Annotated in this window: 16 protein-coding genes; 5 read left to right on the top strand and 11 right to left on the bottom strand. The window is 33.6% G+C overall.

Going from position 1 to position 21,617, the window contains the following annotated elements; translation table 11 throughout:
• Positions 1 to 24: 24 nt before the first annotated feature.
• Both murB and AC2D8I_RS03035 read right to left on the bottom strand, forming a co-directional pair.
• On the bottom strand, positions 25 to 1,038 hold the full coding sequence (gene murB / locus AC2D8I_RS03040; RefSeq protein WP_484704513.1) for a UDP-N-acetylmuramate dehydrogenase: 1,014 nt from the start codon (positions 1,036 to 1,038) through the stop codon (positions 25 to 27).
• On the bottom strand, positions 1,038 to 2,228 hold the full coding sequence (locus tag AC2D8I_RS03035) for a pyridoxal phosphate-dependent aminotransferase (protein ID WP_484704512.1): 1,191 nt from the start codon (positions 2,226 to 2,228) through the stop codon (positions 1,038 to 1,040). Before AC2D8I_RS03035 ends, murB begins: the two co-directional genes overlap by 1 nt.
• Before the next feature lie 166 nt (positions 2,229 to 2,394).
• Between AC2D8I_RS03035 and AC2D8I_RS03030 the strand changes: the two genes are divergently transcribed.
• On the top strand, positions 2,395 to 3,684 hold the full coding sequence (locus AC2D8I_RS03030; RefSeq protein ID WP_484704511.1) for a pepsin/retropepsin-like aspartic protease family protein: 1,290 nt from the start codon (positions 2,395 to 2,397) through the stop codon (positions 3,682 to 3,684).
• Positions 3,685 to 3,740: 56 nt separating this feature from the next.
• Here the strand turns inward: AC2D8I_RS03030 and AC2D8I_RS03025 are convergent, their stop codons facing one another.
• Positions 3,741 to 4,166 (bottom strand): DUF1573 domain-containing protein, encoded by a 426-nt coding sequence (locus tag AC2D8I_RS03025; RefSeq protein ID WP_484704510.1) that lies wholly within the window; start codon positions 4,164 to 4,166, stop codon positions 3,741 to 3,743.
• A 187-nt stretch (positions 4,167 to 4,353) separates the two neighbouring features.
• Here AC2D8I_RS03025 and AC2D8I_RS03020 point away from each other — a divergent pair, with 187 nt between their 5' ends.
• The 3 genes from AC2D8I_RS03020 (at position 4,354) to AC2D8I_RS03010 (ending at position 10,894) form a co-directional block, all read left to right on the top strand.
• Positions 4,354 to 6,987, top strand: coding sequence for a valine--tRNA ligase (locus AC2D8I_RS03020; protein ID WP_484704509.1), 2,634 nt, complete (start codon positions 4,354 to 4,356; stop codon positions 6,985 to 6,987).
• A 113-nt stretch (positions 6,988 to 7,100) separates the two neighbouring features.
• Positions 7,101 to 10,043 carry a T9SS type A sorting domain-containing protein gene (locus tag AC2D8I_RS03015; RefSeq protein ID WP_484704508.1) on the top strand — a complete coding sequence of 981 codons (2,943 nt, stop codon included), beginning with the start codon at positions 7,101 to 7,103 and terminating at the stop codon, positions 10,041 to 10,043.
• A gap of 41 nt (positions 10,044 to 10,084) precedes the next feature.
• Entirely contained in the window at positions 10,085 to 10,894 is an 810-nt protein-coding gene (locus AC2D8I_RS03010; protein WP_484704507.1) for a DNA/RNA non-specific endonuclease, read from the top strand.
• A gap of 40 nt (positions 10,895 to 10,934) precedes the next feature.
• Here the strand turns inward: AC2D8I_RS03010 and AC2D8I_RS03005 are convergent, their stop codons facing one another.
• The 4 genes from AC2D8I_RS03005 to gcvP form a co-directional block, all read right to left on the bottom strand.
• Complete coding sequence (locus tag AC2D8I_RS03005) at positions 10,935 to 11,789, bottom strand: glycosyltransferase family 2 protein (protein WP_484704506.1); 855 nt, start codon at positions 11,787 to 11,789, stop codon at positions 10,935 to 10,937.
• A gap of 50 nt (positions 11,790 to 11,839) precedes the next feature.
• Positions 11,840 to 12,364, bottom strand: a complete 525-nt coding sequence (locus AC2D8I_RS03000) for a methyltransferase (protein WP_484704505.1) — start codon at positions 12,362 to 12,364, stop codon at positions 11,840 to 11,842.
• Positions 12,365 to 12,448: 84 nt separating this feature from the next.
• Positions 12,449 to 13,507: a 3-oxoacyl-ACP synthase III family protein gene (locus AC2D8I_RS02995; RefSeq protein ID WP_484704504.1), complete on the bottom strand. Its 1,059-nt coding sequence runs from the start codon at positions 13,505 to 13,507 to the stop codon at positions 12,449 to 12,451.
• A 119-nt stretch (positions 13,508 to 13,626) separates the two neighbouring features.
• Positions 13,627 to 16,476 (bottom strand): aminomethyl-transferring glycine dehydrogenase, encoded by a 2,850-nt coding sequence (gcvP, locus tag AC2D8I_RS02990; RefSeq protein WP_484704503.1) that lies wholly within the window; start codon positions 16,474 to 16,476, stop codon positions 13,627 to 13,629.
• A gap of 118 nt (positions 16,477 to 16,594) precedes the next feature.
• Here gcvP and AC2D8I_RS02985 point away from each other — a divergent pair, with 118 nt between their 5' ends.
• Positions 16,595 to 17,449: a UbiA prenyltransferase family protein gene (locus AC2D8I_RS02985; RefSeq protein WP_484704502.1), complete on the top strand. Its 855-nt coding sequence runs from the start codon at positions 16,595 to 16,597 to the stop codon at positions 17,447 to 17,449.
• Here the strand turns inward: AC2D8I_RS02985 and AC2D8I_RS02980 are convergent.
• From AC2D8I_RS02980 to purE, 4 genes are all read right to left on the bottom strand, one after another.
• Positions 17,405 to 17,668, bottom strand: coding sequence for a glycine dehydrogenase (locus tag AC2D8I_RS02980; protein ID WP_484704501.1), 264 nt, complete (start codon positions 17,666 to 17,668; stop codon positions 17,405 to 17,407). The genes AC2D8I_RS02985 and AC2D8I_RS02980 overlap by 45 nt on opposite strands.
• 3 nt (positions 17,669 to 17,671) lie before the next feature.
• A complete protein-coding gene (locus tag AC2D8I_RS02975; protein ID WP_484704500.1) occupies positions 17,672 to 18,226 on the bottom strand; it encodes a sigma-70 family RNA polymerase sigma factor in 555 nt (184 codons plus the stop codon).
• Positions 18,227 to 18,572: 346 nt separating this feature from the next.
• Positions 18,573 to 20,603 carry a M3 family metallopeptidase gene (locus tag AC2D8I_RS02970; RefSeq protein ID WP_484704499.1) on the bottom strand — a complete coding sequence of 677 codons (2,031 nt, stop codon included), beginning with the start codon at positions 20,601 to 20,603 and terminating at the stop codon, positions 18,573 to 18,575.
• Between the two features lie 469 nt (positions 20,604 to 21,072).
• Positions 21,073 to 21,555 carry a 5-(carboxyamino)imidazole ribonucleotide mutase gene (gene purE / locus AC2D8I_RS02965; RefSeq protein ID WP_484704498.1) on the bottom strand — a complete coding sequence of 161 codons (483 nt, stop codon included), beginning with the start codon at positions 21,553 to 21,555 and terminating at the stop codon, positions 21,073 to 21,075.
• Positions 21,556 to 21,617: the final 62 nt, after the last annotated feature.

Raw genomic sequence — 21,617 nt, 5'->3', positions numbered from 1 at the left:
ATACGAGTCTGTTGTCCTGATGGGTTATATAATGTTAACCTCAGTTTCTATTTTAATGTTAAATATACGATAAATAGTTTTTTGAATCAATATTGAAAGGGCTAGGATATCTTCACCTTTTGCATTATTATAATTAACTAAAACGAGCGCTTGGTTTTTATGGACACCATAATTTCCAAACGTTTTACCTTTAAAACCTGCTTTTTCAATAAGCCAGCCAGCCGGAATCTTGACTTCGTTTTCTGAAACGGGATAACTTGGAGCCTCAGGGAAATTGCTTTGTAAGGTTTTAAAATGTTTAATTGAAATGATGGGGTTTTTAAAAAAACTGCCACTATTTCCTATTTTATCTGGGTTAGGGAGTTTGCTTTCGCGAATGGTAATTATAGCTTTAGAGATGTCTTGAATTGTAGGTGTTGTAATTCCCAAAGTGTCAAGTTGCGTCTTAATAGCGCCGTAATTTGTATGTAGTTTGTGTGCTTGAGTGGTTAGTTTAAAAAGAACGTTTATAATGATGTACTTTCCTTTTGCATGTTGTTTAAAAATAGAATTACGATAGCCAAAAGCGCAATCGGCTTTTGTAAAGGTTTCTATTGTTAATGTTTCTAAATTTAAAGCTTCACAAGCTACAAAATGGTCTTTTAATTCCACGCCGTATGCTCCAATGTTTTGAATCGGTGCTGTTCCTACATTTCCAGGAATTAATGACATGTTCTCTAATCCGCCATAATTATTATTTAAGCACCATAAAATAAACTCATGCCAATTTTCTCCAGCTTCAGATTTAACTAAAACCGAAGTGTCTGTTTCTGAAATTATGGCGATCCCTTTTATATTAATGTGGATAACCAAGGCGTCAATATCCTTGGTGAGTAGAATATTACTACCGCCACCAAGGATTATTTTTTTTGAGTAATCCTCAAGTTTTAAAACAGATATAAGCTCAGGTAAAGACGTTATTGAAACAAAATGTTTCGCTAAAACATCGATACCAAATGTATTGTAAGGTTTTAAAGATATGTTTGTTTTTATATGCACTAATCTTTATAGACTTTTAAAGCTTCTTTTATAATATTAACAGCTTTGACTAAGCTTTCTTTGTTAAGTACGTATGCAATCCTAATTTGGTTTAGACCCACTCCAGGAGTTGAATAAAAACCGGCAGCTGGCGCGACCATAACAGTTTCATTGTCAATGCTAAAGTGTTCTAGTAGCCATTGCGCAAATTTATCACTATTTTTTACAGGAAGCTCTGCGATACAATAAAAAGCTCCTTTTGGATTTGCTACTTTTAATCCTTCAATTTTGTTTAATTCTTCAATTAAAGTGTTTCGTCTGCCTACATATTCTTCAATAACATTATCGAAGTAACTTTGCGGGGTGTCTAAAGCGGCCTCGCTAGCAATTTGAGCCAATGTAGGAGGGCTTAATCTTGCTTGCGCAAATTTCAATGCTGTTTGTATTACGGCTTTGTTTTTAGAAACCAAACAGCCTATTCGTGCGCCACACATACTATAGCGTTTAGAAACGGAATCTATAATTATGGCGTGCTCATCAAGATCTTTTTCTTGTAATATGGAGTAGTGTTTAGCGCCATCATAAGCAAATTCACGATAAACTTCATCTGCGATTAAAAATAAATTATGTTTTTTTACTATAGCAGCTAGCTGTTGTATTTCTTCTTTAGAGTATAAGTAACCGGTTGGATTCCCTGGGTTACAAATGAGTATGGCTTTAGTTTTTGGTGTGATTAATTTCTCGAAAGCTTCAATTGGAGGAAGCGCAAAGTTGTTGTCTATTTCTGAAATAACGGGAACAACCTTTACACCAGAAGCTGTTGAAAACCCATTGTAATTAGCATAAAAAGGTTCAGGGATAATAACTTCATCATCTACATCCATAATACTGCCGAAAGTAAATAACAAGGCCTCACTACCCCCCGTTGTTACTATAATATCACTGTGAGTAATATTGATATCGTTTTTTGCATAATATGCTGTTAGTTTTTCTCGGTATTGTTCAGAACCTTCAGATCTAGAGTAGGATAGAACATCGATATTACTATCTTTGATAGCGTTTATCGCTACTTCTGGAGTTTTAATGTCTGGTTGACCAATGTTTAAGTAATATATGGATTTACCTTCTTTTTCAGCTTTTTCAGCAAAAGGAACCAGTTTTCTTATAGGAGATTGAGGCATTAATGCGCCCTTTTTAGATATTATTGGCATAGTGGCAATTTTTAAAAATGCAAAGTTGCGAAAAAATATTTTAAAATTTATTTAAAAAAAAGCTTTTAATAGGAGCGTTTTTCCTATGTTGTGAAACCTCAAACTTACGATTTGTTTTTTTATGAAGTTTAAACGTTTTTTTTGTTGTCTATTTTTTAGTCTTTTTATGTTAACGTATTGCTTGTCTCAAAGTAAATATCATATTAATAATGAAAAAGGGACGACTAAAATAAAATTTAAACTCATAAATAATGTCATAATTATCCCTGTAGAAGTTAACGGTGTTGAATTATCCTTTTTGTTGGATACTGGAGTTAGCCGACCTATTGTGTTTAATTTTTTAAAAGATTCTGATTCCTTAGAGATTCTAAATGCGGAAAAAATCTATTTAAAAGGTTTAGGGAATGGTGGTTTGGTTGAGGCTTTAAGGTCATCCAGAAATGAATTTAAAATTGGAGAGGCTGTAAATAAAGCACAAAACTTTTATGTTGTATTTGATTCTTCAATAAATTTTGCGCCTAAACTTGGAACACCTATTAATGGTATTATAGGCTATGATCTTTTTAAGGATTTGATAGTTGATGTTAATTATAAAAATAAATATATAAAACTTACAAATCCAGAGGGTTATCGTTATAAATCATGCCGAAAATGTGAGGTATTTAATTTAGAATTTCATAATGATAAACCTTATTTTAATATAGAAGCTGTAGTAGATGCAAATACAATCCCCGTTAAGTTGCTTATAGATTCAGGAAGTAGTGATGCGTTGTGGCTTTTTGAAGATGATACTTTAGGACTAAGGTCTGGAACTAATTATTTTAATGATTTTCTGGGGTATGGGTTGAGTGGAGTTGTACATGGGAAACGGTCTAAGATAGATGAGCTTAAGTTAAGTGATTTTCGGTTACAAAAACCAAAAGTGGCCTTTCCAGATTCTACAATTATAGCAAGCATAAGAAAAATAAATGGACGAAATGGGAGTTTAGGAGGAGAAATACTTAAGCGATTTAATATTACAATGGATTATAGAAATGCAAAGATGTCTTTGAAAAAGAATTCTAATTTTTATGCTCCATTCGAATATAATAAAAGTGGAATAGAGTTAGAACATGATGGAGTACGTCTAGTAACCGAAACAAAAAGTATCCGTGAAAATACGTTAGTTTATAAAAAAGAACCATTAAGTGTACAGGCTGTTTTTGTTAAAGAGCGCCTTGTAGTGAAGCCCGCTTATAGCATAGGGAATGTCAGGCCTAATTCGCCCGCAGCTCGTGTGGGCTTGAAAAGAGGAGATGTTGTAGTGTCTATTAATAGTAGGAATGCCGAGAATTACACCTTACAGGAAATTATGGAGTTGTTTTTTGGAGAAGAGGGTAAGAAAATTCGATTAGGTGTTGAAAGAAACGGAATTAGGATAAATGTGATCTTTCATTTAGAATCGCTTTTAAAATAGAAAAGTCGAAACGTGTAGTTTCGACTTTAAAAACTTTTATAATAAGAAGGGATTTCTTATTGTTCCATTACGCTTTTCTTTTTGTTATTAAGTACACTTGTTTTTGAAGGATCTATAACTTCTCCTTTAATTTTTAGTGCAATAGTAGGCGTTTCTGCATTAGAGATTACAGTAATCGTTTTTCTAATAGGCATCACTCTATTGGTGTCATACTTAACTTCAATTTCTCCAGTTTTACCTGGCATAATAGGTTTTTTTGGCTTTTTAGGGACTGTACAGCCACAACTAGAACTTACTTTACTTACTATTAAAGGGGCGTTACCAGTATTTGTAAATTCAAAGGTTCTAACACCATTAGCTCCTTTTTCAATAGTTCCGTAATCTATTGTAGTCTGTTTAAATTCAATTTTTGCTACTTTATCTTGAGCATTAACTGAAAAGCCAACCAGTCCGATAAATAATATTGTCAATAAATGTTTCATCACTATTTCTGTTTTAATTCGTTGTAAATCTAGTTACTTTTTAGTCGTTCTGCAAAAAAAATAGACATAATGCACTCTTGAGAATATATATGTCACATTTAACAGCACATTAATATCTGTTATAATTTCACAGGAGCAGAAATATAAGTATTTTTGCTGATTATTATTCCAAAATTATTCCAAAGGTATGAGCATTCCATCAAAATACGATGCAAAACAGGTAGAAAACAAGTGGTACGACTACTGGATGAAGAACAATTATTTTCATTCTACACCAGATGAGCGAGAACCATATACAATTGTTATTCCGCCACCAAATGTTACAGGGGTGCTACATATGGGACATATGCTTAATAATACGATTCAAGATGTATTAATTCGTCGCGCACGATTACAAGGCAAAAATGCCTGTTGGGTACCAGGAACAGATCATGCTTCTATTGCTACAGAGGCAAAAGTAGTAGCCAAGCTGAAAGCGCAAGGTATTGATAAAAATGACTTGACGCGTGAAGAATTTTTGGCTCATGCATGGGAATGGACAGAAGAATATGGCGGTGTGATTTTAGAACAGCTTAAAAAGCTGGGGTGTTCTTGTGATTGGGAACGTACAAAATTTACAATGAACGACGATATGTCGGAGGCAGTAATAAAGGTGTTCGTAGATTTATACGAAAAAGGATTGATCTATAGAGGTTACCGTATGGTTAATTGGGATCCAGAGGCAAAAACGACCTTGTCTGATGAAGAAGTTATTCATGAAGAACGCCAAGGGGTATTATATTACCTAAACTATAAAATAGAAGGGAGTGAAGAGCTGTTAACTATTGCGACAACGAGACCGGAAACCATTTTTGGAGATACCGCAATATGTATTAATCCTAATGACGAACGTTTTGCATCTTTAAAAGGGAAAAAAGCGATTGTTCCTATCTGTAATCGAGTGATCCCTATTATAGAAGATGAGTATGTAGATGTTGAATTCGGAACAGGATGCTTAAAAGTAACACCTGCTCATGATGAAAATGATAAAATGCTTGGAGATAAACATAATTTGAGTGTTATAGATATCTTTAATGAAGATGCTTCTTTAAATAGCTTTGGAATGCACTTTGAAGGTTTAGATCGGTTCGTGGCAAGAAAAGCTGTCGCTAAAGAACTAGAAGAAACAGGCGTTTTAACTAAAACAGAGACACATACAAACAAAGTAGGGACATCGGAAAGGACTAAGGCAGTTATAGAACCAAGATTAAGTGACCAATGGTTTCTTAAAATGGAAGAATTGGTGAAACCAGCTATAAAAGCGGTTTTGGAAGATGGCGATATTAAATTATTCCCTAAGAAATTTGAGAATACTTATAGGCATTGGATGGAAAATATTAGAGATTGGAATATTTCTAGACAACTCCTATGGGGACAGCAAATCCCAGCCTATTTTTATGGTGATGGGAAAGAAGACTTTGTTGTCGCAGAAACTAAAGAAGAGGCTTTAATAAAAGCACAAGAAAAAATAGGGAATCCTACTTTAAAATTAGAAGATTTAAAGCAAGATTCAGATGCATTAGATACATGGTTTTCGTCTTGGTTATGGCCAATGAGTGTTTTCGATGGGATTAGAAACCCAGAGAACGAAGAAATAAAATATTACTACCCAACTAACGATTTAGTAACAGGGCCAGATATTCTGTTCTTTTGGGTGGCACGTATGATTATTGCAGGCTACGAGTACAAGGATCAAAAACCGTTTGAAAATGTGTATTTAACAGGACTAGTTAGAGATAAGCAACGCCGTAAAATGAGTAAGTCATTAGGGAATTCTCCAGATGCATTAAAACTAATAGAAGATTATGGAGCAGGAGGTGTGCGAGTTGGGTTGTTATTGAGTAGTGCCGCAGGAAATGATTTAATGTTCGACGAAGCATTGTGCCAACAAGGTAAAGGATTTGGAAATAAGATATGGAACGCCTTTCGTTTAATTGATGGTTGGGATGTCGATGAAAATTTACCACAACCAGATTCTAGTACAATAGCTATTGAATGGTATGAATCAAAGTTTCAAAAGGCATTAATTGAAATTGAAGATCATTTTAGCAAGTACCGCTTAAGTGATGCTTTAATGACGACATATAAATTGATTTATGATGATTTCTGTGGATGGCTTCTAGAAATGGTAAAGCCAAGTTATCAAAAACCTATAGATGGCAAAACGTTAAAAAGTATTATCGCTGTTTTTGAAGATAATTTAAAAATTGTGCACCCGTTTATGCCTTTTTTAACAGAAGAATTATGGCAGCATATTTCTGAAAGAACACCAGAAGAAGCATTAATTATAGCGAAATGGCCAGAGATTAAACCTGTAAATGAAAGTATAATAAAGGCTTTTGATTTTGCTTCGGAAGTTATTTCTGGAATTAGAAATATTAGAAAACAAAAAAATATAGCATTTAAAGATGCGATACGTTTTTCTGTAATAAATAACGAAAAAGTAAAGACAGACTTCGATAAAGTTATTGCTAAATTGGGAAATATAGAAGCTGTAGATTATGTTTCAGAAACAGTAGAAGGAGCTTTAACCTTTAGAGTTAAATCTAATGAATACTTTATCCCAATGGCTGGAAGTATAGATGTGGAAGCCGAAAAAAAGAAACTAACCGAAGAGTTAAGTTACACGGAAGGGTTTTTAAAATCTGTGCAAAAAAAATTGTCGAATGAGCGGTTTGTAGCTGGAGCTCCTAAGCAAGTTATTGAAAATGAACGCAAAAAAGAGTCGGATGCATTAGCCAAAATAGAAGTTCTTAAAACAAGTTTGAATAATTTGGGATAAATGAGAACTTAACCGAATGTTTTTGGATGTTTATCGATTTATGGTTCATTTTCCTGTTTTTTTAGTATAATAGTCTTTAATTTTTATTTTTTTTGCATAAATTTTTTTGATTTATGCACAAAACCTACACTACTTTAGCACTATTTTTATTACTTTTTATTGTAAACGGATACTCGCAAACAGGTCCAGGAGGCGTGGGAACTATTAACGGAAGCTCCGCTTTGAGTGTTTGGCTTAGAGCCGACGATATTAATGGCGATGCACTAGTAAATAATAACCCTTCTAATGGTACAAATGTCGCGGTCTGGAAAGATTTTAGTGGTAAAGGAAATGATTTTTCAACAACAGGGACAATTCCTCCTATTTACAGTGAAGGAGAATTTAACTCTGTTGATTTTCTGGCTGTAAATAATAATGTTATGACTCCTAATTCATTTCATAATTTTAATGGCGGAACTATTTTTTTTGCACTGAATGGTGTAGATGGCGGACGACAATCAAACACGTTGTTTGATGATAATTTAAGATCCCTTCGTCTAGAACAGTGGAATAATTCTGGAAGAATAGGATATACACGATATGGGGTTCAAGATTATGTCTCGTCTTTAAATTCTGTATTTGATATTAATGGGATTATTTCTTATGATAAGGAAGCGAGTTCAAACAGTCTTACGATTAGAAGGAATAATGTCGCTGAAACTTTAAATGTGTCAGGGAACCCATTATTTATAGGAGCTTTAGGGCGTAATAATTTAGATAAGGCTAATTACAATATGTATGAAGTTGTTGTTTATAATTCTAAATTGAATACGGCACAACGTATTATTGTAGAAAATTATTTATCAGCAAAATACGGAAGTATTAATATTCAAAATGATTTATATGCTCAAGATACGCCAGCAAATGGTAACTACGATTATAATGTAGCCGGTATAGGGCAAGCTGTAGACGGAACAAATCATATCGACTCCAAAGGAACGGGAATAGTAAGAATTAGTAACCCTTCAGCGGTATCTAATGGCGATTATTTGTTTTGGGGAGAAGAAAGTAAGATCCCTAATTATAGCTTCATTACAAATGCAAGCCACATGGAACAGTTAGACTCTAAATGGCGTGTGAGTAAAGTTAATAATTTAGGTACAGTCGATCTTAGTTTTGATCTTTCAATGATTGATATCTCTGGGAAACAAAATTGTCAGCCCTTAAAATTAGTGGTCGATAATAATAGCGATTTTTCTTCGGGTGTTAGCTATGATTTAACCATAACAGGGGGCATTGCAACAGTCACAAATATTGATTTTACAGATGGAGATTATTTTACGCTTCAATACTTAGATCAAATTGTTTGGGATGGTACCACTTTTTTTAATGGATCGGGAGCGGGGAATATGTTAAATGATACCGATCATTGTTTAAAGTTTACTGTAAAAGCAGGCGCTATGTCAACGTTAACAATAAATGCTCACGTTAGAGAAATTGAGATAGAACCAGGCGGGCAGTTCGAAGTTGCTGATGGGGTTTTATTAGAAGTAGATAATCAAATTGTAATAAATGGGACAATGGATTTATTGGGGGAATCTCAATTAATTCAAAACCATATGAATATAACGGCAAATGGCGGTGTTGGGAGCTTTACGGTAAAACAACAAGGAACGTCCAATATGTATAATTATAATTTCTGGAGTGCTCCTGTAAATACTGGTGGCGTTTGGGAAATAGGAAAGTTAGAAGATGCAAATGGTGTTGTTAATTTTCAAAACACATATGATGCCAATCCCGCAACAAACCCAATAACATTGAGCAATAGATGGTTGTATGGTTTTAATGCTACAGAAGGTGAATATTATGGATGGCAAGCATTTACGCCAACAAGCCCAATATTTCCAGGAAGAGGTTATTCAATGAAAGGTTCTGGAGCAGCAAATACAATACAAGAATATATTTTTAGAGGTTTGCCTAATGATGGTAATTATTCCTTTTCTGTAACAAGTGGAAATGATTTTTTAGTAGGAAATCCTTATCCGTCTGCAATAGATGCAGATCAATTTATAGCAGATAATGTAGGAGTTATAGATGGAACTTTGTATTTCTGGGAGCATTTTGCGTCAAACAATAGCCATGTCACTGTAGCTTATGAAGGCGGATATGCAACTTATAATTTGATGATGTCTTTAGAGGCAGTATCAACATTAGCCAGTGGAGGAAGTCCTTCAAAAGGAGCGCCAAGTAATAAAATTGCAGTAGGACAAGCTTTTTTTATAAATATAAGAAATAATGGAAACCTTGTATTTAACAATAGACAACGAATTTTTGCTAAGGAGTCTAATAATGATTCTATTTTTTATAGAGTAATGGAAGATGAAGAAGATAATACAGATGAAAGAACAAAATTATGGCTAAGTTTTAAAGATGAACAACAAATAAAAAGAACCATTGGTCTCGGGTTTGATACTTTGGCGACAAATGCTTATGATAATGGTTATGACGCCTTATCTTATGATGCTTTTGAAGACCGATTGTATTGGGTTTTAAATGATCAAGCGCTTAGTATTCAGGCATTAAATACGTTGGTAACGGAAGAAGAAATTCCATTAGGAGTACACGTTACAAATCCAGGAAATTATAGTTTAGGAATCGATAGAATAGCGCATCTTGATGAGAATATTGAGGTCTACCTTAAAGATAATAGTAATGATTCGTTTCATAATTTGAGTATGGGGCCAGTGTCATTAGCATTGGACGCAGGAACTCTAGATAATAGATTCTCTATAGTTTTTAAAACATTAGAGACTCTAAATGTTACTAATTTTAATTCGGATGATGATTTTCAAGTCATATATAATGTAATTGATGAGTCTATAACAATAAATGGGATTGAAGCCTTGCGAAAAATAGACGCACTTAAGCTTTATAATATGTTAGGGCAACAATTAATGTCTTTAGAAAAGTTAGAAGGGAATAAAGTAGATGTATCTAATATGAGTAATGCTGTTTATATTGTTGAAATTGTTCAAAATGGGATTAAGAGGTATACTCAGAAATTTGTGAAAGGTTAATACTTAGTCAAAAATTCAGATAAACTGATTAATAGCAATTAATGTCAAAAAAGAGAATTTATTCTGTATTAGCGGTAACTTTCTTTATTGCAGTGTTTCTTTTTAATTTTTATTTAGAACATAAAATTAACAACGAGGGCCCAAATAAGAGTAGCGAGAAAAACAATATAACAAGCAAATATTTTTTACCTACAAGTACAACAGGACAGATTGTATATCACAAAGGTTATTCCTTAAGCTATAGTGAGCCACATGAACAAGCAGAATGGGTGGCTTACGAATTGAAAGCATCACATCTAAACGACGCACGTTTTAAGCGCCCTTATTTCAAGATTGATAAAGCTGTTAAAACACAGGCTGCACATTTAAATAATTACAAAAAATCGGGATATGATCGTGGGCATTTATGTCCCGCAGCAGATAGAAAGTATAGTAAGTCAGCTTACGATGAAACTTTTTTAACCAGTAATGTTAGTCCACAAAAACATGCGTTTAACGCAGGTATTTGGAAGCGATTAGAGCATAAGGTAAGAAGTTGGACTCTTAGATATGATGGTGTTTTTGTAGTGTCTGGAGGAGTTTTAAAACAAGGGTTGAAAACTATAGGAGATGAAGACGTTTCAGTTCCAGATCAATTTTACAAGATTATTATAGATTATAATTCAAAGGAACCGAAAATGCTAGCCTTTTTAATACCTCATAGAGCTTCTCGTAAGCCACTTTATAACTATGTTGTCTCTGTAGATGAGGTTGAACAATTAACTGGGATAGATTTCTTTCCAGAATTAGAGGATAGTCTAGAGAATAAATTAGAAGCTTCAGCAAGTTATAGCACTTGGCATTTTAATTAAATCAATATTTTAGATGATAACAATTTATAAAAAGTAAAAATTATCGGCCTTTAACTTTATTAAAGATTCCTTTCCAGCGTAAACTTCGGATAAATTGCCCCTGTTTTTTGCTAACTAATCGATCAGGTTTGTGGAATACAGCCTTAGTGTATCCCAAAATATAGTTGATAAAATAGGTGAGACTTCTTTTTTTTAGACTCATTTTTATAGCCGTTAGAAAAGTAAGTACGATACCATATCTCATTTTATACATGGCTTCGCCTTGAAAGTGTTTTGCTGTTTTGTTATAACTAGCTCCTGTTGGTTTTAGGTGTTTTACTTTTAAAGAACGGTCTAAATAAAGTTCCCAGTTATAGTATTTCGCTAGAAGCTCATCTATAGTGTCCCAACCCATAGATCGCTTTATTTGACCAATATCTTGAAAGCACTGCTTTGTGTACGCCTTTAATGCACCTCTAATATGGTCTTTACCTGTAATTGATTCTAGAACCCATTTATTCCCTTGTTTAATATAACAGTAACCGGCAGTCATTCCTATATTTTTATTAGTTTTAAAATGATTAGAAATAGTTTCTAGATAATTATTAGGAAAAATTAAATCGGCATCGAATTTACAAATAACATCGTAATTGTTGTCTAAAGTGTTAAAGCCTTTGTAAAAGGCATTTACAATTTTGGTTCCAGGAAGGTGTGCATTTGATGAGCTAGTGTTAACTATTGAAATCCAGTTGTATTTATTTGCTAGCGATTCTACTATATCTTGTGTCTTATCTGTGGAATTATCATTAACAACAACAACCTGTTTAGGTAAAAGTGTTTGAGACGCTAAAGACTCTAATGTGAGGGCAATAGATGTTTCTTCGTTATGAGCAGGAATGACAATATATATCTTCAAAAAATATTAAATTTTAGAATCTCAAAGTTAAACGTTAAATAAGTAATCTATTACTTTATGCGTTCTGCATAAATAATATAATATCGAGGTGTAAACCACCTTAAGATGGGGCGAATCCCTATTTTTTTTGTAGGATTAGTCCACTTTTGCTTGTCTAATATTTTCCAACCTGATTTTTCTAATAACCAATCAAATTGCCAGTCTTCAAACTCATGGTAATGTCTGTCCCATTTGTCGGTTTTACTTCTATAAGCAGGAGTAAACCATAATCGCAAGGGAATACTCGCTACTAATTTATCTGCTTTTACCGATTTAAGAACTGTAAGTGGCGATAGTAAATGTTCGAAAATTTCAAAAGCAGTAACAACGTCTGCATTCGATTTTTCTATAGTAGAAATGTCTGTATCTAAATCTTCACCATAGGTGCTTTCTACTTGATACTCATTTTTAAGCATTATTTCTGTAAATGGATTTTTAACACCTAAATCTAAAATAGTTTCGGATTTAGAAATATGTTTTTCTAAAAACTGATAAGTATGCTTATACCTTTTATGTGGAAATTGTCCCTCGTACATATTTGTTTTCTAAGAAATATGGGTTTTATCTCATATAGAGCATTTTGTTAAACTTAAAAGACGAATATAAGTAAAACAGACTAATTAATACTTATAGACGATTGCGTTAATGTGCATGCCAGAGCCTACACTCGCAAATATAACGACATCTCCTTTTTTTAGGGCTTGTTTTTCTATTTTATTACGCCTAATGAGATCAAAAAGTGTAGGAACGGTAGCTACAGAGCTGTTTCCTAATTTATGAATAGTCATAGGCATAATATTTTCAGGGATAGGTGTTTTACATAATTTATAGAAACGTTTAATGATGGCCTCATCCATTTTTTCATTAGCTTGATGGATCAGTATTTTCTTTATGTCTTTTATGTCGACACCGCTTTTGTCTAAGCAGGTTTTCATTGCAGCAGGAACATTGTTTAATGCAAATTCATAGATTTTCCTCCCGTGCATTTTCATATATTTAGTCTCTTCGTTTAGTTTTGTATTATAAGAATTTCCAAAAAACAAAAAGTAGGCTTCGTCGTAGGTATAACTTGCTGTTTCATGAGCTAGAATACCGCCTTTGTCATCCGTAGCTTCAATAATAGCTGCGCCAGCGCCATCACTATATATCATAGAATCTCTATCGTGTTTGTCTACTACACGGGATAATGTTTCAGAGCCTATAACCAAGCAGCGTTTAGCGATACCAGCTTTAATAAACGCGTTAGCTTGTATAACGCCTTCAATCCAACCAGGACAGCCAAATAAAATATCGTAAGCAATGCACTTTGGGTTTTTTATACGTAAACTATGTTTTACTTTAGACGCTAAACATGGTAGGACATCACTTTGGGTAGAATTAGAACTAACATCTCCAAAATTATGAGCGAGTATAATATAATCTATGGATTCGGGATTTATGTTTGCGTTTTCTATAGCTTTTTCAGCAGCAAAAAAAGCCAAATCAGAAGAGTTTAAATGCGGTTTCGCATAACGCCGTTCGGCAATACCTGTAATGGCCTTAAATTTCTCAACAATAACCTCGTTAGGCGTATTTATTTTAGAACCATCTTCATTTAAAAATCTATGCTGATGAAAATTTTCGTTTTTTTCAATTATATTAGGAATGTAACTTCCTGTTCCGGTAAATTTTATAGTCATAATAAAAAGGAATTTGCCTCTAGTTATCTGGGGACGTTTTTGCTAATGTAGCGAATATAAACCCAAATAAATAGAGGCAAATTTTATTTTACTATATTTTACGATGTTCAACCTGTGAATCAAGCATCCATATAAGCTTCAATAGGGGCGCAGGTACAGATTAAATTCCTGTCTCCATAAGCATCGTCAACACGGCGTACTGAAGGCCAAAATTTGGTATCTCTAACGTATTGTAAAGGGAAGGCGGCAGTTTCACGATTGTATGGAAAATCCCATTCATTACTTGTTAACATTGCCATTGTATGTGGTGCATTTTTTAATACATTGTTCGTGTCTTCTTTTACGGCAGCATCAATTTCTTTTCTAATAGAAATCATAGCATCGCAAAAGCGATCCATTTCTGCTTTGCTTTCACTTTCTGTAGGTTCGATCATCATTGTTCCAGCTACAGGGAAGGATACTGTTGGAGCGTGAAAGCCATAATCCATTAAACGTTTTGCTATGTCAACAACCTCAATCCCGTTAGCTTTGAAAGGGCGACAGTCAATAATCATTTCATGAGCAGCACGACCACGTTCTCCAGAGTATAAGGTCTCAAAAGAACCTTGAAGTCTTTCTTTAATGTAGTTTGCATTTAAAATGGCCATTTCTGTAGATTGTTTTAACCCTTTTGCACCAAGCATTTTTATATAACCATAGGAAATTAAACAAGCTAAAGCAGATCCGAAAGGCGCTGCAGAAATAGCAGAAATAGCTTTATCTCCTCCTGTTTTTATAATGGGGTTTCCGGGTAAGAAAGGAACTAATTGCTTTGCTACACAAATTGGTCCTACTCCAGGGCCGCCGCCGCCGTGAGGAATAGCAAAAGTCTTATGCAGGTTAAGGTGGCAAACATCTGCGCCTATATTACCAGGATTGGTTAATCCTACTTGCGCATTCATATTGGCACCATCCATATAAACTTGCCCGCCATTATCGTGAATCAATTGTGTGATTTCTTTAATGGCAGATTCATAAACACCATGTGTTGATGGGTATGTTACCATTAAAGCCGATAAATGATCCTTATGTAGTTCTGCTTTTTCACGTAAATCATTAACATCGATATTGCCTTCTTCGGTCGCTTTGGTAACCACTACTTTCATTCCTGCCATAACAGCACTTGCAGGGTTTGTGCCATGAGCAGATGAGGGGATTAAGCATATGTTTCTATGGTGATCGCCACGAGATTCATGATATGCTTTTATAACCATTAATCCTGCATATTCTCCTTGTGCTCCAGAATTGGGTTGTAAAGAAGTCGCCGCAAAGCCCGTTATTTCTGTGAGTTGATCTTCTAGCGCTTTTAAAACGGTTAAATAACCTTTAGCTTGATCTAAGGGAACAAAAGGGTGTATCCCTCCCCAACTTGGGTCACTTAAAGGCAACATCTCTGCTGCTGCGTTCAATTTCATTGTGCAAGAACCCAATGAAATCATTGAATGATTTAATGATAAATCTTTGCGTTCTAATGATTTTATATAGCGCATCAATTCTGTTTCTGAATGATGTGAATTGAATATCTCTAAAGTTAAAAAATCAGATTTACGTTGTAATGAATCTTGAATATTATTTGCTTTCGAAATATGTTCTACTACAAGGGGCGTTTTTCCTAAAACTTTAGCAAAAATAGAAACGATTTCATTGACATCTGAAAGCGATGTTGTTTCGTTTATTGAAATAGTTACCGTTTCAGTATCTGGATAATAGAAATTAACATTGTGTTTTTCTGCAATGGTTTTGACTTCTGAAGCGTTTATTTTTAATTGAATGGTATCAAAAAAAGAAGTGTTCGTTTGTTTTAAACCTAAGGCTGCTAATGTGTTGGCTAAAGTTGAAGCTGTGTTATGCACATTATTGGCTATAAATGATAATCCTTTTGGGCCATGATAAACAGCATACATACCGGCCATAACAGCTAGAAGTACTTGAGCAGTACAAATATTTGAAGTAGCGCGATCTCGTTTAATATGTTGCTCTCTGGTTTGTAAAGCCATACGTAAGGCTTTATTACCGTTCATATCTTTCGTTACACCAATAATGCGTCCAGGAATGTCACGTTTGTAAGCTTCTTTCGTTGCAAAATAAGCAGCATGAGGACCTCCATAACCTAAAGGAATACCAAAGCGTTGTGTTGTTCCTACAACAACATCTGCTCCAAATTTACCTGGTGCTTCTAGTTTTACTAGACTCAGAATATCAGCAGCGACAGCTACTTTTATTCCAGTTGCTTTGGCTTTACTAATGAAGGCTTCTATATCGGTTATTTGTCCGTTTTTTCCAGGGTATTGAAGGATAGAACCAAAGTATTCGGAAGAAAAATCGAAATCATTTTCATTTCCAATAACAAGCTCAACTCCTATTGGCGTAGAACGTGTTTCTAGTAAGGCTAACGTTTGTGGTAAAATATCTTGAGAAACAAAGAATTTATTAACACCTGCTTTTTTTTGAGCACGATCACGGACAGCAAACAAAAGACTCATAGCTTCTGCGGCAGCCGTACTTTCATCTAAAAGCGAAGCATTGGCTAATTCCATACCCGTAAGGTCGGTAACCATTGTTTGAAAATTAAGTAATGCTTCTAAGCGACCTTGTGCAATTTCGGCTTGATACGGTGTATAGGCAGTGTACCAACCTGGATTTTCTAATATGTTACGTTGTATAACAGCAGGGAGAATGGTTGGGTGGTACCCTAAACCAATGTATGTTTTATAAACGCTATTCAATTTAGAGAGCGCATTGATATGAGAAGAATATTCATATTCACTCATGGCTTCTGCTAAATTTAAATTGTTTTTTAATCTAATGTCATCTGGAACTGTTTCATAAATAAGTTGTTCCATAGTTTCTAAACCCAGTGTTTTTAACATTTGGTTTTGGTCCTGTTCTCTGGGGCCAATATGACGTAATGCAAAAGCGTTTGTATTCATTATTATTGAGTTGTGTTTATTCTCGCAAAAATAGGGAAAACTTAAAATATTGTTTAGTTAAAAGTGAAAGTTTTTAAGCGTTTAAAGTGGTTATTAACAGTTTGCGTATTTTTGTTTAATGAGAATAGTAAAGGAACTCTTCGATTTTTATATAAATAGCAGTATTCACGTGGCTTTGGCAGTATATGCTTTGTCATGGGTAACTTTAATAACATTTAACATTTCTTATAATGAAAGTATATTATACTTTAATTTTTATGCTACTATTACTGGGTATAATTTTGTGAAATATTTTGGAGTAGCTAAATTTCATCATAGAAGTTTAACAACGCGATTAAAGGTTATACAGATATTTTCTTTAATTTCTTTTGTACTACTCTGCCATTATGCTTTAACCTTGAGTACAAAAGTTTTGTTTTATATTGGAGGTTTTGCATTGATTACTTTTTTATATGCAATACCCTTTTTGCCTAAGCGGTTTTTTATAGATCATAATCAAAATTTAAGAAGTATTAGCGGACTTAAAGTGTATCTCATCGCATTAGTGTGGGCTGGAGTTACTGTGCTTTTACCTGTTGTTAATAGTAGTGTAGAATTGAGTATGGATGTGCTTGTTGTTTTTATACAACGTTATGTGTTTGTTATTGTTTTGATGCTACCTTTTGAAATACGTGATTTACGCTATGATAGCTTGAAGTTGTCTACAATACCTCAAAAAATAGGAGTGTTGTGTACCAAAATAATGGGGGGGCTATTGCTAGGTGCTTTTTTTACTCTTGAGTGTTTTAAGAAAAAATCAACGACTAGTGTATCTGTAACTCTTTTTTTAATTGCAATAATAACAATGTTCTTTGTAATTTTTTCAAATAAAAAAAGGAGCAAATATTATAGCTCCTTTTGGGTTGAAAGTATTCCTATATTATGGTTGCTAATCTTTATAATTAGCCAATTCTTTTTCAAAAACGGATCTTAAATTTTCTTTATCAGAATCATTTAAGATTTCTTTGGGTTGGTTCTTTTTAAGTAAACGTGTTAGTGCTGTATTGTTTTTGGTATACTTTCTGCAAGCTCTACAGTATAACAAATGGATGTTAAGCCTAATTTTTTCCCAAATAGTGGCTTCTTTGTATTGCGACTTATCACAAACATGATTTGCTTCATCACAGGGAATTAATATTTTATTTTCACTCATAATTTAAAACCAATTTTTTTCAAGGCAACCAGCCATAGCTGTTCTTGCTCTATGAATAATTACCCATAAGTTAGACGGTGTTATACTTAATTCATTACAAATGGCATCTGTTTCATAATTAAGGATTGTTTTCATTTCGAAAACATTAGCTTGTTTTTTCGGTAGTTTATCTAAGCAATTTTGTATAGCAACGGCTAATTCTGTGTTTTCAATATTGTCTTCAGCTGTTTTATCAAAAGGATCAGCAACGCGCTCTTCAAGCCAATCTCCTTCGGTTTCAGAGTCACTATTGTAGGACATTCTAACTTCTGCTTTACCTTTATTCGAGTTTATTTTGCGGTAATAATCAATGATTTTTCGCTTTAAAATAGAGATTAGCCATGTGCGTTCACTGGCTTCTCCTTTAAAGTTTTTCATAGATTTAAGACCCGCCAAAAATGTTTCAGAGACTAAGTCTTGAGCCATTTCTCTATCGCTTACACGAGAAATTGTGTAATTGAATAAATAATCGGAATACAAAGTAATCCATTGGTTCGGATCAATTTTGTGATTTGGCATTTTTAAATAATTTTTTTCAAAAATAACTAAAATAGATTTAATCTTTGTGCCTTTTTTCTAAAATACAACCTTAGTTTTTTTATTAAATTACATAGTGTCAATAATGTACTATGAAATGACACTTCAGATACCATTTTTTTAAGCTGTTCTCTAAAGTGTAATATTGAGTTAATCTATAGATGAGCTAAAACTAATTAAATAAAAACGATAAATAGTCGAATTATTTTTAAGATAAGATATATCAAAAAACAGAGCAAACTTGCTCTGTTTTTTGATATAAATCTATGTGAATCTACAAAGTGTTAATTCTAATAGGTTGCTTTAATAGCTAAAATTATGTAAATAATTACTGTATTAATCCTGCGCGCTTTAATAACGCTTCTGGTTTTGGCTCATGACCTCTAAAGCGTTTATATAAAATCATAGGGTTTTCTGTTCCGCCTTGCGATAATACGTTCTCTTTAAATTTTGCTGCAACGGTTTTATTAAAAACACCTTCTTGTTTGAAATAGTCAAAAGCATCGGCATCTAAAACTTCTGCCCATTTATAACTGTAATAACCAGATGAGTATCCGCCTTGAAAAATATGAGCAAAGGAGGTGCTCATACAGTTTGTTATTACATCTGGATAGAGATTAGTGCCTTCAAAAGCCATACTTTCATAAGCCTTCACGTCTGTGATACCTGCTGGATCTTTACCATGCCAAGCCATGTCTAGTAACCCGAAACTAATTTGTCTTAAGGTTTGCATCCCTTGATGGAATGTTGCGGATTCTTTAATTTTTTCGATTAGTGCAATGGGAATAATGTCCCCAGTTTCATAATGTTTAGCGAATAGCTCTAAGGTTTCTTTTTCATAACACCAATTTTCCAGTATTTGACTTGGTAATTCTACAAAATCCCAAAAAACACTTGTTCCCGATAAGCTAGGATATGTTGTGTTGGCTAATATACCGTGTAATGCATGTCCAAATTCATGAAATAAGGTGGTAACTTCGTTGAATGTTAAAAGAGAAGGTTTACTCTTTGTCGGTTTTGTGAAATTACAAACAATGGAAACATGGGGTCTTTCGTTAATTTCGTTTTGTATGTATTGTGGTTTATACGAGGTCATCCAAGCACCATTACGTTTTCCCGACCTAGGAAAGAAGTCGGCATAGAAAATAGATACAAATTCCCCTTTTTCATCTGTGACTTTATAAGTCATCACATCATTATGGTATGTATCTATATCGGAAATAGCTTCAAAAGATAAACCAAATAATTTATTAGCAACAGTAAAAGCACCTTCAATAACATTTTCTAATTTAAAATAGGGTTTTAATTGTTCGTCATCTAAGCTAAATAATTTTTGTTTTAATTTTTCTGAATAATAGCTAGCATCCCATTTTTGTAATGTGTCTATATTATCTAAGTCTTTAGCAAATTGTTCTAAATTCCTGAATTCTCTTTTTGCAGCGGGTTCGGCCTTTTCTAATAAGTCTTTTAGGAATGCGTTTACTGTTTCTGGCGTTTCTGCCATACGTTCCTCAAGAACGAAATGTGCATGTGTTTTATAGCCTAAAAGTTGAGCGCGTTCAAAACGCAGGTTGGCTATTTCTAAAACAATTTTCTTATTGCTTAAGGCGTCATCTTTAAAGGCTTTACTTCCAAAAGCATTGGAAAGTTCTTCTCTTAACTTGCGATTATCTGCATAAGTCATAAATGGAATGTAACTAGGGTAATCTAATGTGATTAGCCAGCCTTCTTTATGTTTGTTTTCTGCGAGTATTTTTGCAGCTTCTTTAGCGCCATCTGGTAAACCTGATAAATCTGCTTCATTGGTAATAAGCAATTCATATTTATTGGTTTCTGCAAGAATATTTTCACCGAAATTAAGTTTTAATTGCGCTAGTTTTTTGTCAATAGCACGAAGCTTTAATTTATCTGCTTCATTTAGATTTGCGCCATTTCTAGAAAAACTTTTGTAACTTCTGTCTAATAATGTTGCTTGCTCTGTGTTAAGATTTAACGTTTCTTTTTTGTCAAAAATAGATTTTACGCGATTGAATAAATTTTTGTTTAATGAAATATCATTTGCGAATTCAGTAAGGAGTGGTGATATTTCTTGTGCAATTTTTTGAATTTCATTATTTGTTTCTGCAGAATTTAGATTAAAAAAAAGACTTGTGACGCGATTAAGCTGTTGGCCAGAAAATTCTAAGGCTTCAATTGTATTTTTAAAAGTTGCTGGTTCTGTATTGTTTGTAATGGCATCAATTTGACTTTTGTTATCGCTAATTAATTGTATAATAGCGGGTTTGAAATCTTCAGTTTTTATTTCTGAAAAAGGCGCTGAGTTATATTTTGTGGAAAAGGGAGAGGTCATTTTTTTCATAACAATGTTGAATTTTGTTTTATTATTGAGTATTTGTTTAACGACAAGATTGTAATAATAGCACTTAAGTGAATTAAAGTAGCCTTAACTCCAAAATACATTTATTTGATTGTGCATGCAAATACATTTTTTTTAATATAATTATAATGTTCTGTAATTGAGTGGTTATGGTTGTTCTGTTAATTAGAATGACAGATAAAGTACACTGAGAACATTAAGATTTCGAATGGTAAAAAAAGAGTGATTTTTATGTGTTTGTTATTTTTTTCATAAAAAAAGAGAATTAATTATGTGTAAGTAATAAATTTTGTTACTTTTGACTCGATTTTTTCTTGTGAGCTGGTTACTCACTTAAAAATTATTGATTAATAGCGATGAAAAGCCTCAATGTTTATTGGGGCTTTTTTTTATGCTTTAATTTGATTGAGTATTAGGATAAAATAATGATGCTCAAATTAAGAGGATTAGTTTATTCTAAATTGTTAGCGGTAGATTCTACTTTTAGTTTTAAGCCTTCTTTGTAAGCTATTATTTTGTCTAAAACACAGTTATCGCTAGCCCCAATAATTTGAGCGGCTAATAAGCCTGCGTTTTTAGCTCCATTAAGAGCAACTGTAGCGACAGGAACGCCTCCGGGCATCTGTAATATAGATAGTATGGAGTCCCAGCCATCTATAGAGTTGCTGCTTTTTACAGGAACTCCTATAACGGGAAGGGGGGAGAGAGCGGCTACCATGCCAGGTAGATGAGCGGCGCCACCAGCTCCAGCAACAATAACAGAAAGGCCTCTTGTGTGTGCCTTTTTACTGTAGTTAAATAGTTTTTCTGGGGTGCGGTGAGCAGATACAATGTCTACTTCAACTTCAATATCGAAACCTTTTAATATATCTATAGCATCTTGCATTACTGGGAGATCGCTAATACTTCCCATGATTACTCCAACTTTACTCATTTTTATATTTTTAATTTATTTAGTATCTCGCTTTTTTGATTTTAAAACCGATGTTTTCTAAG

The organism is Lacinutrix sp. YIN62, assembly GCF_057219185.1.
This window is presented reverse-complemented; position numbering and strand designations above follow the sequence as displayed.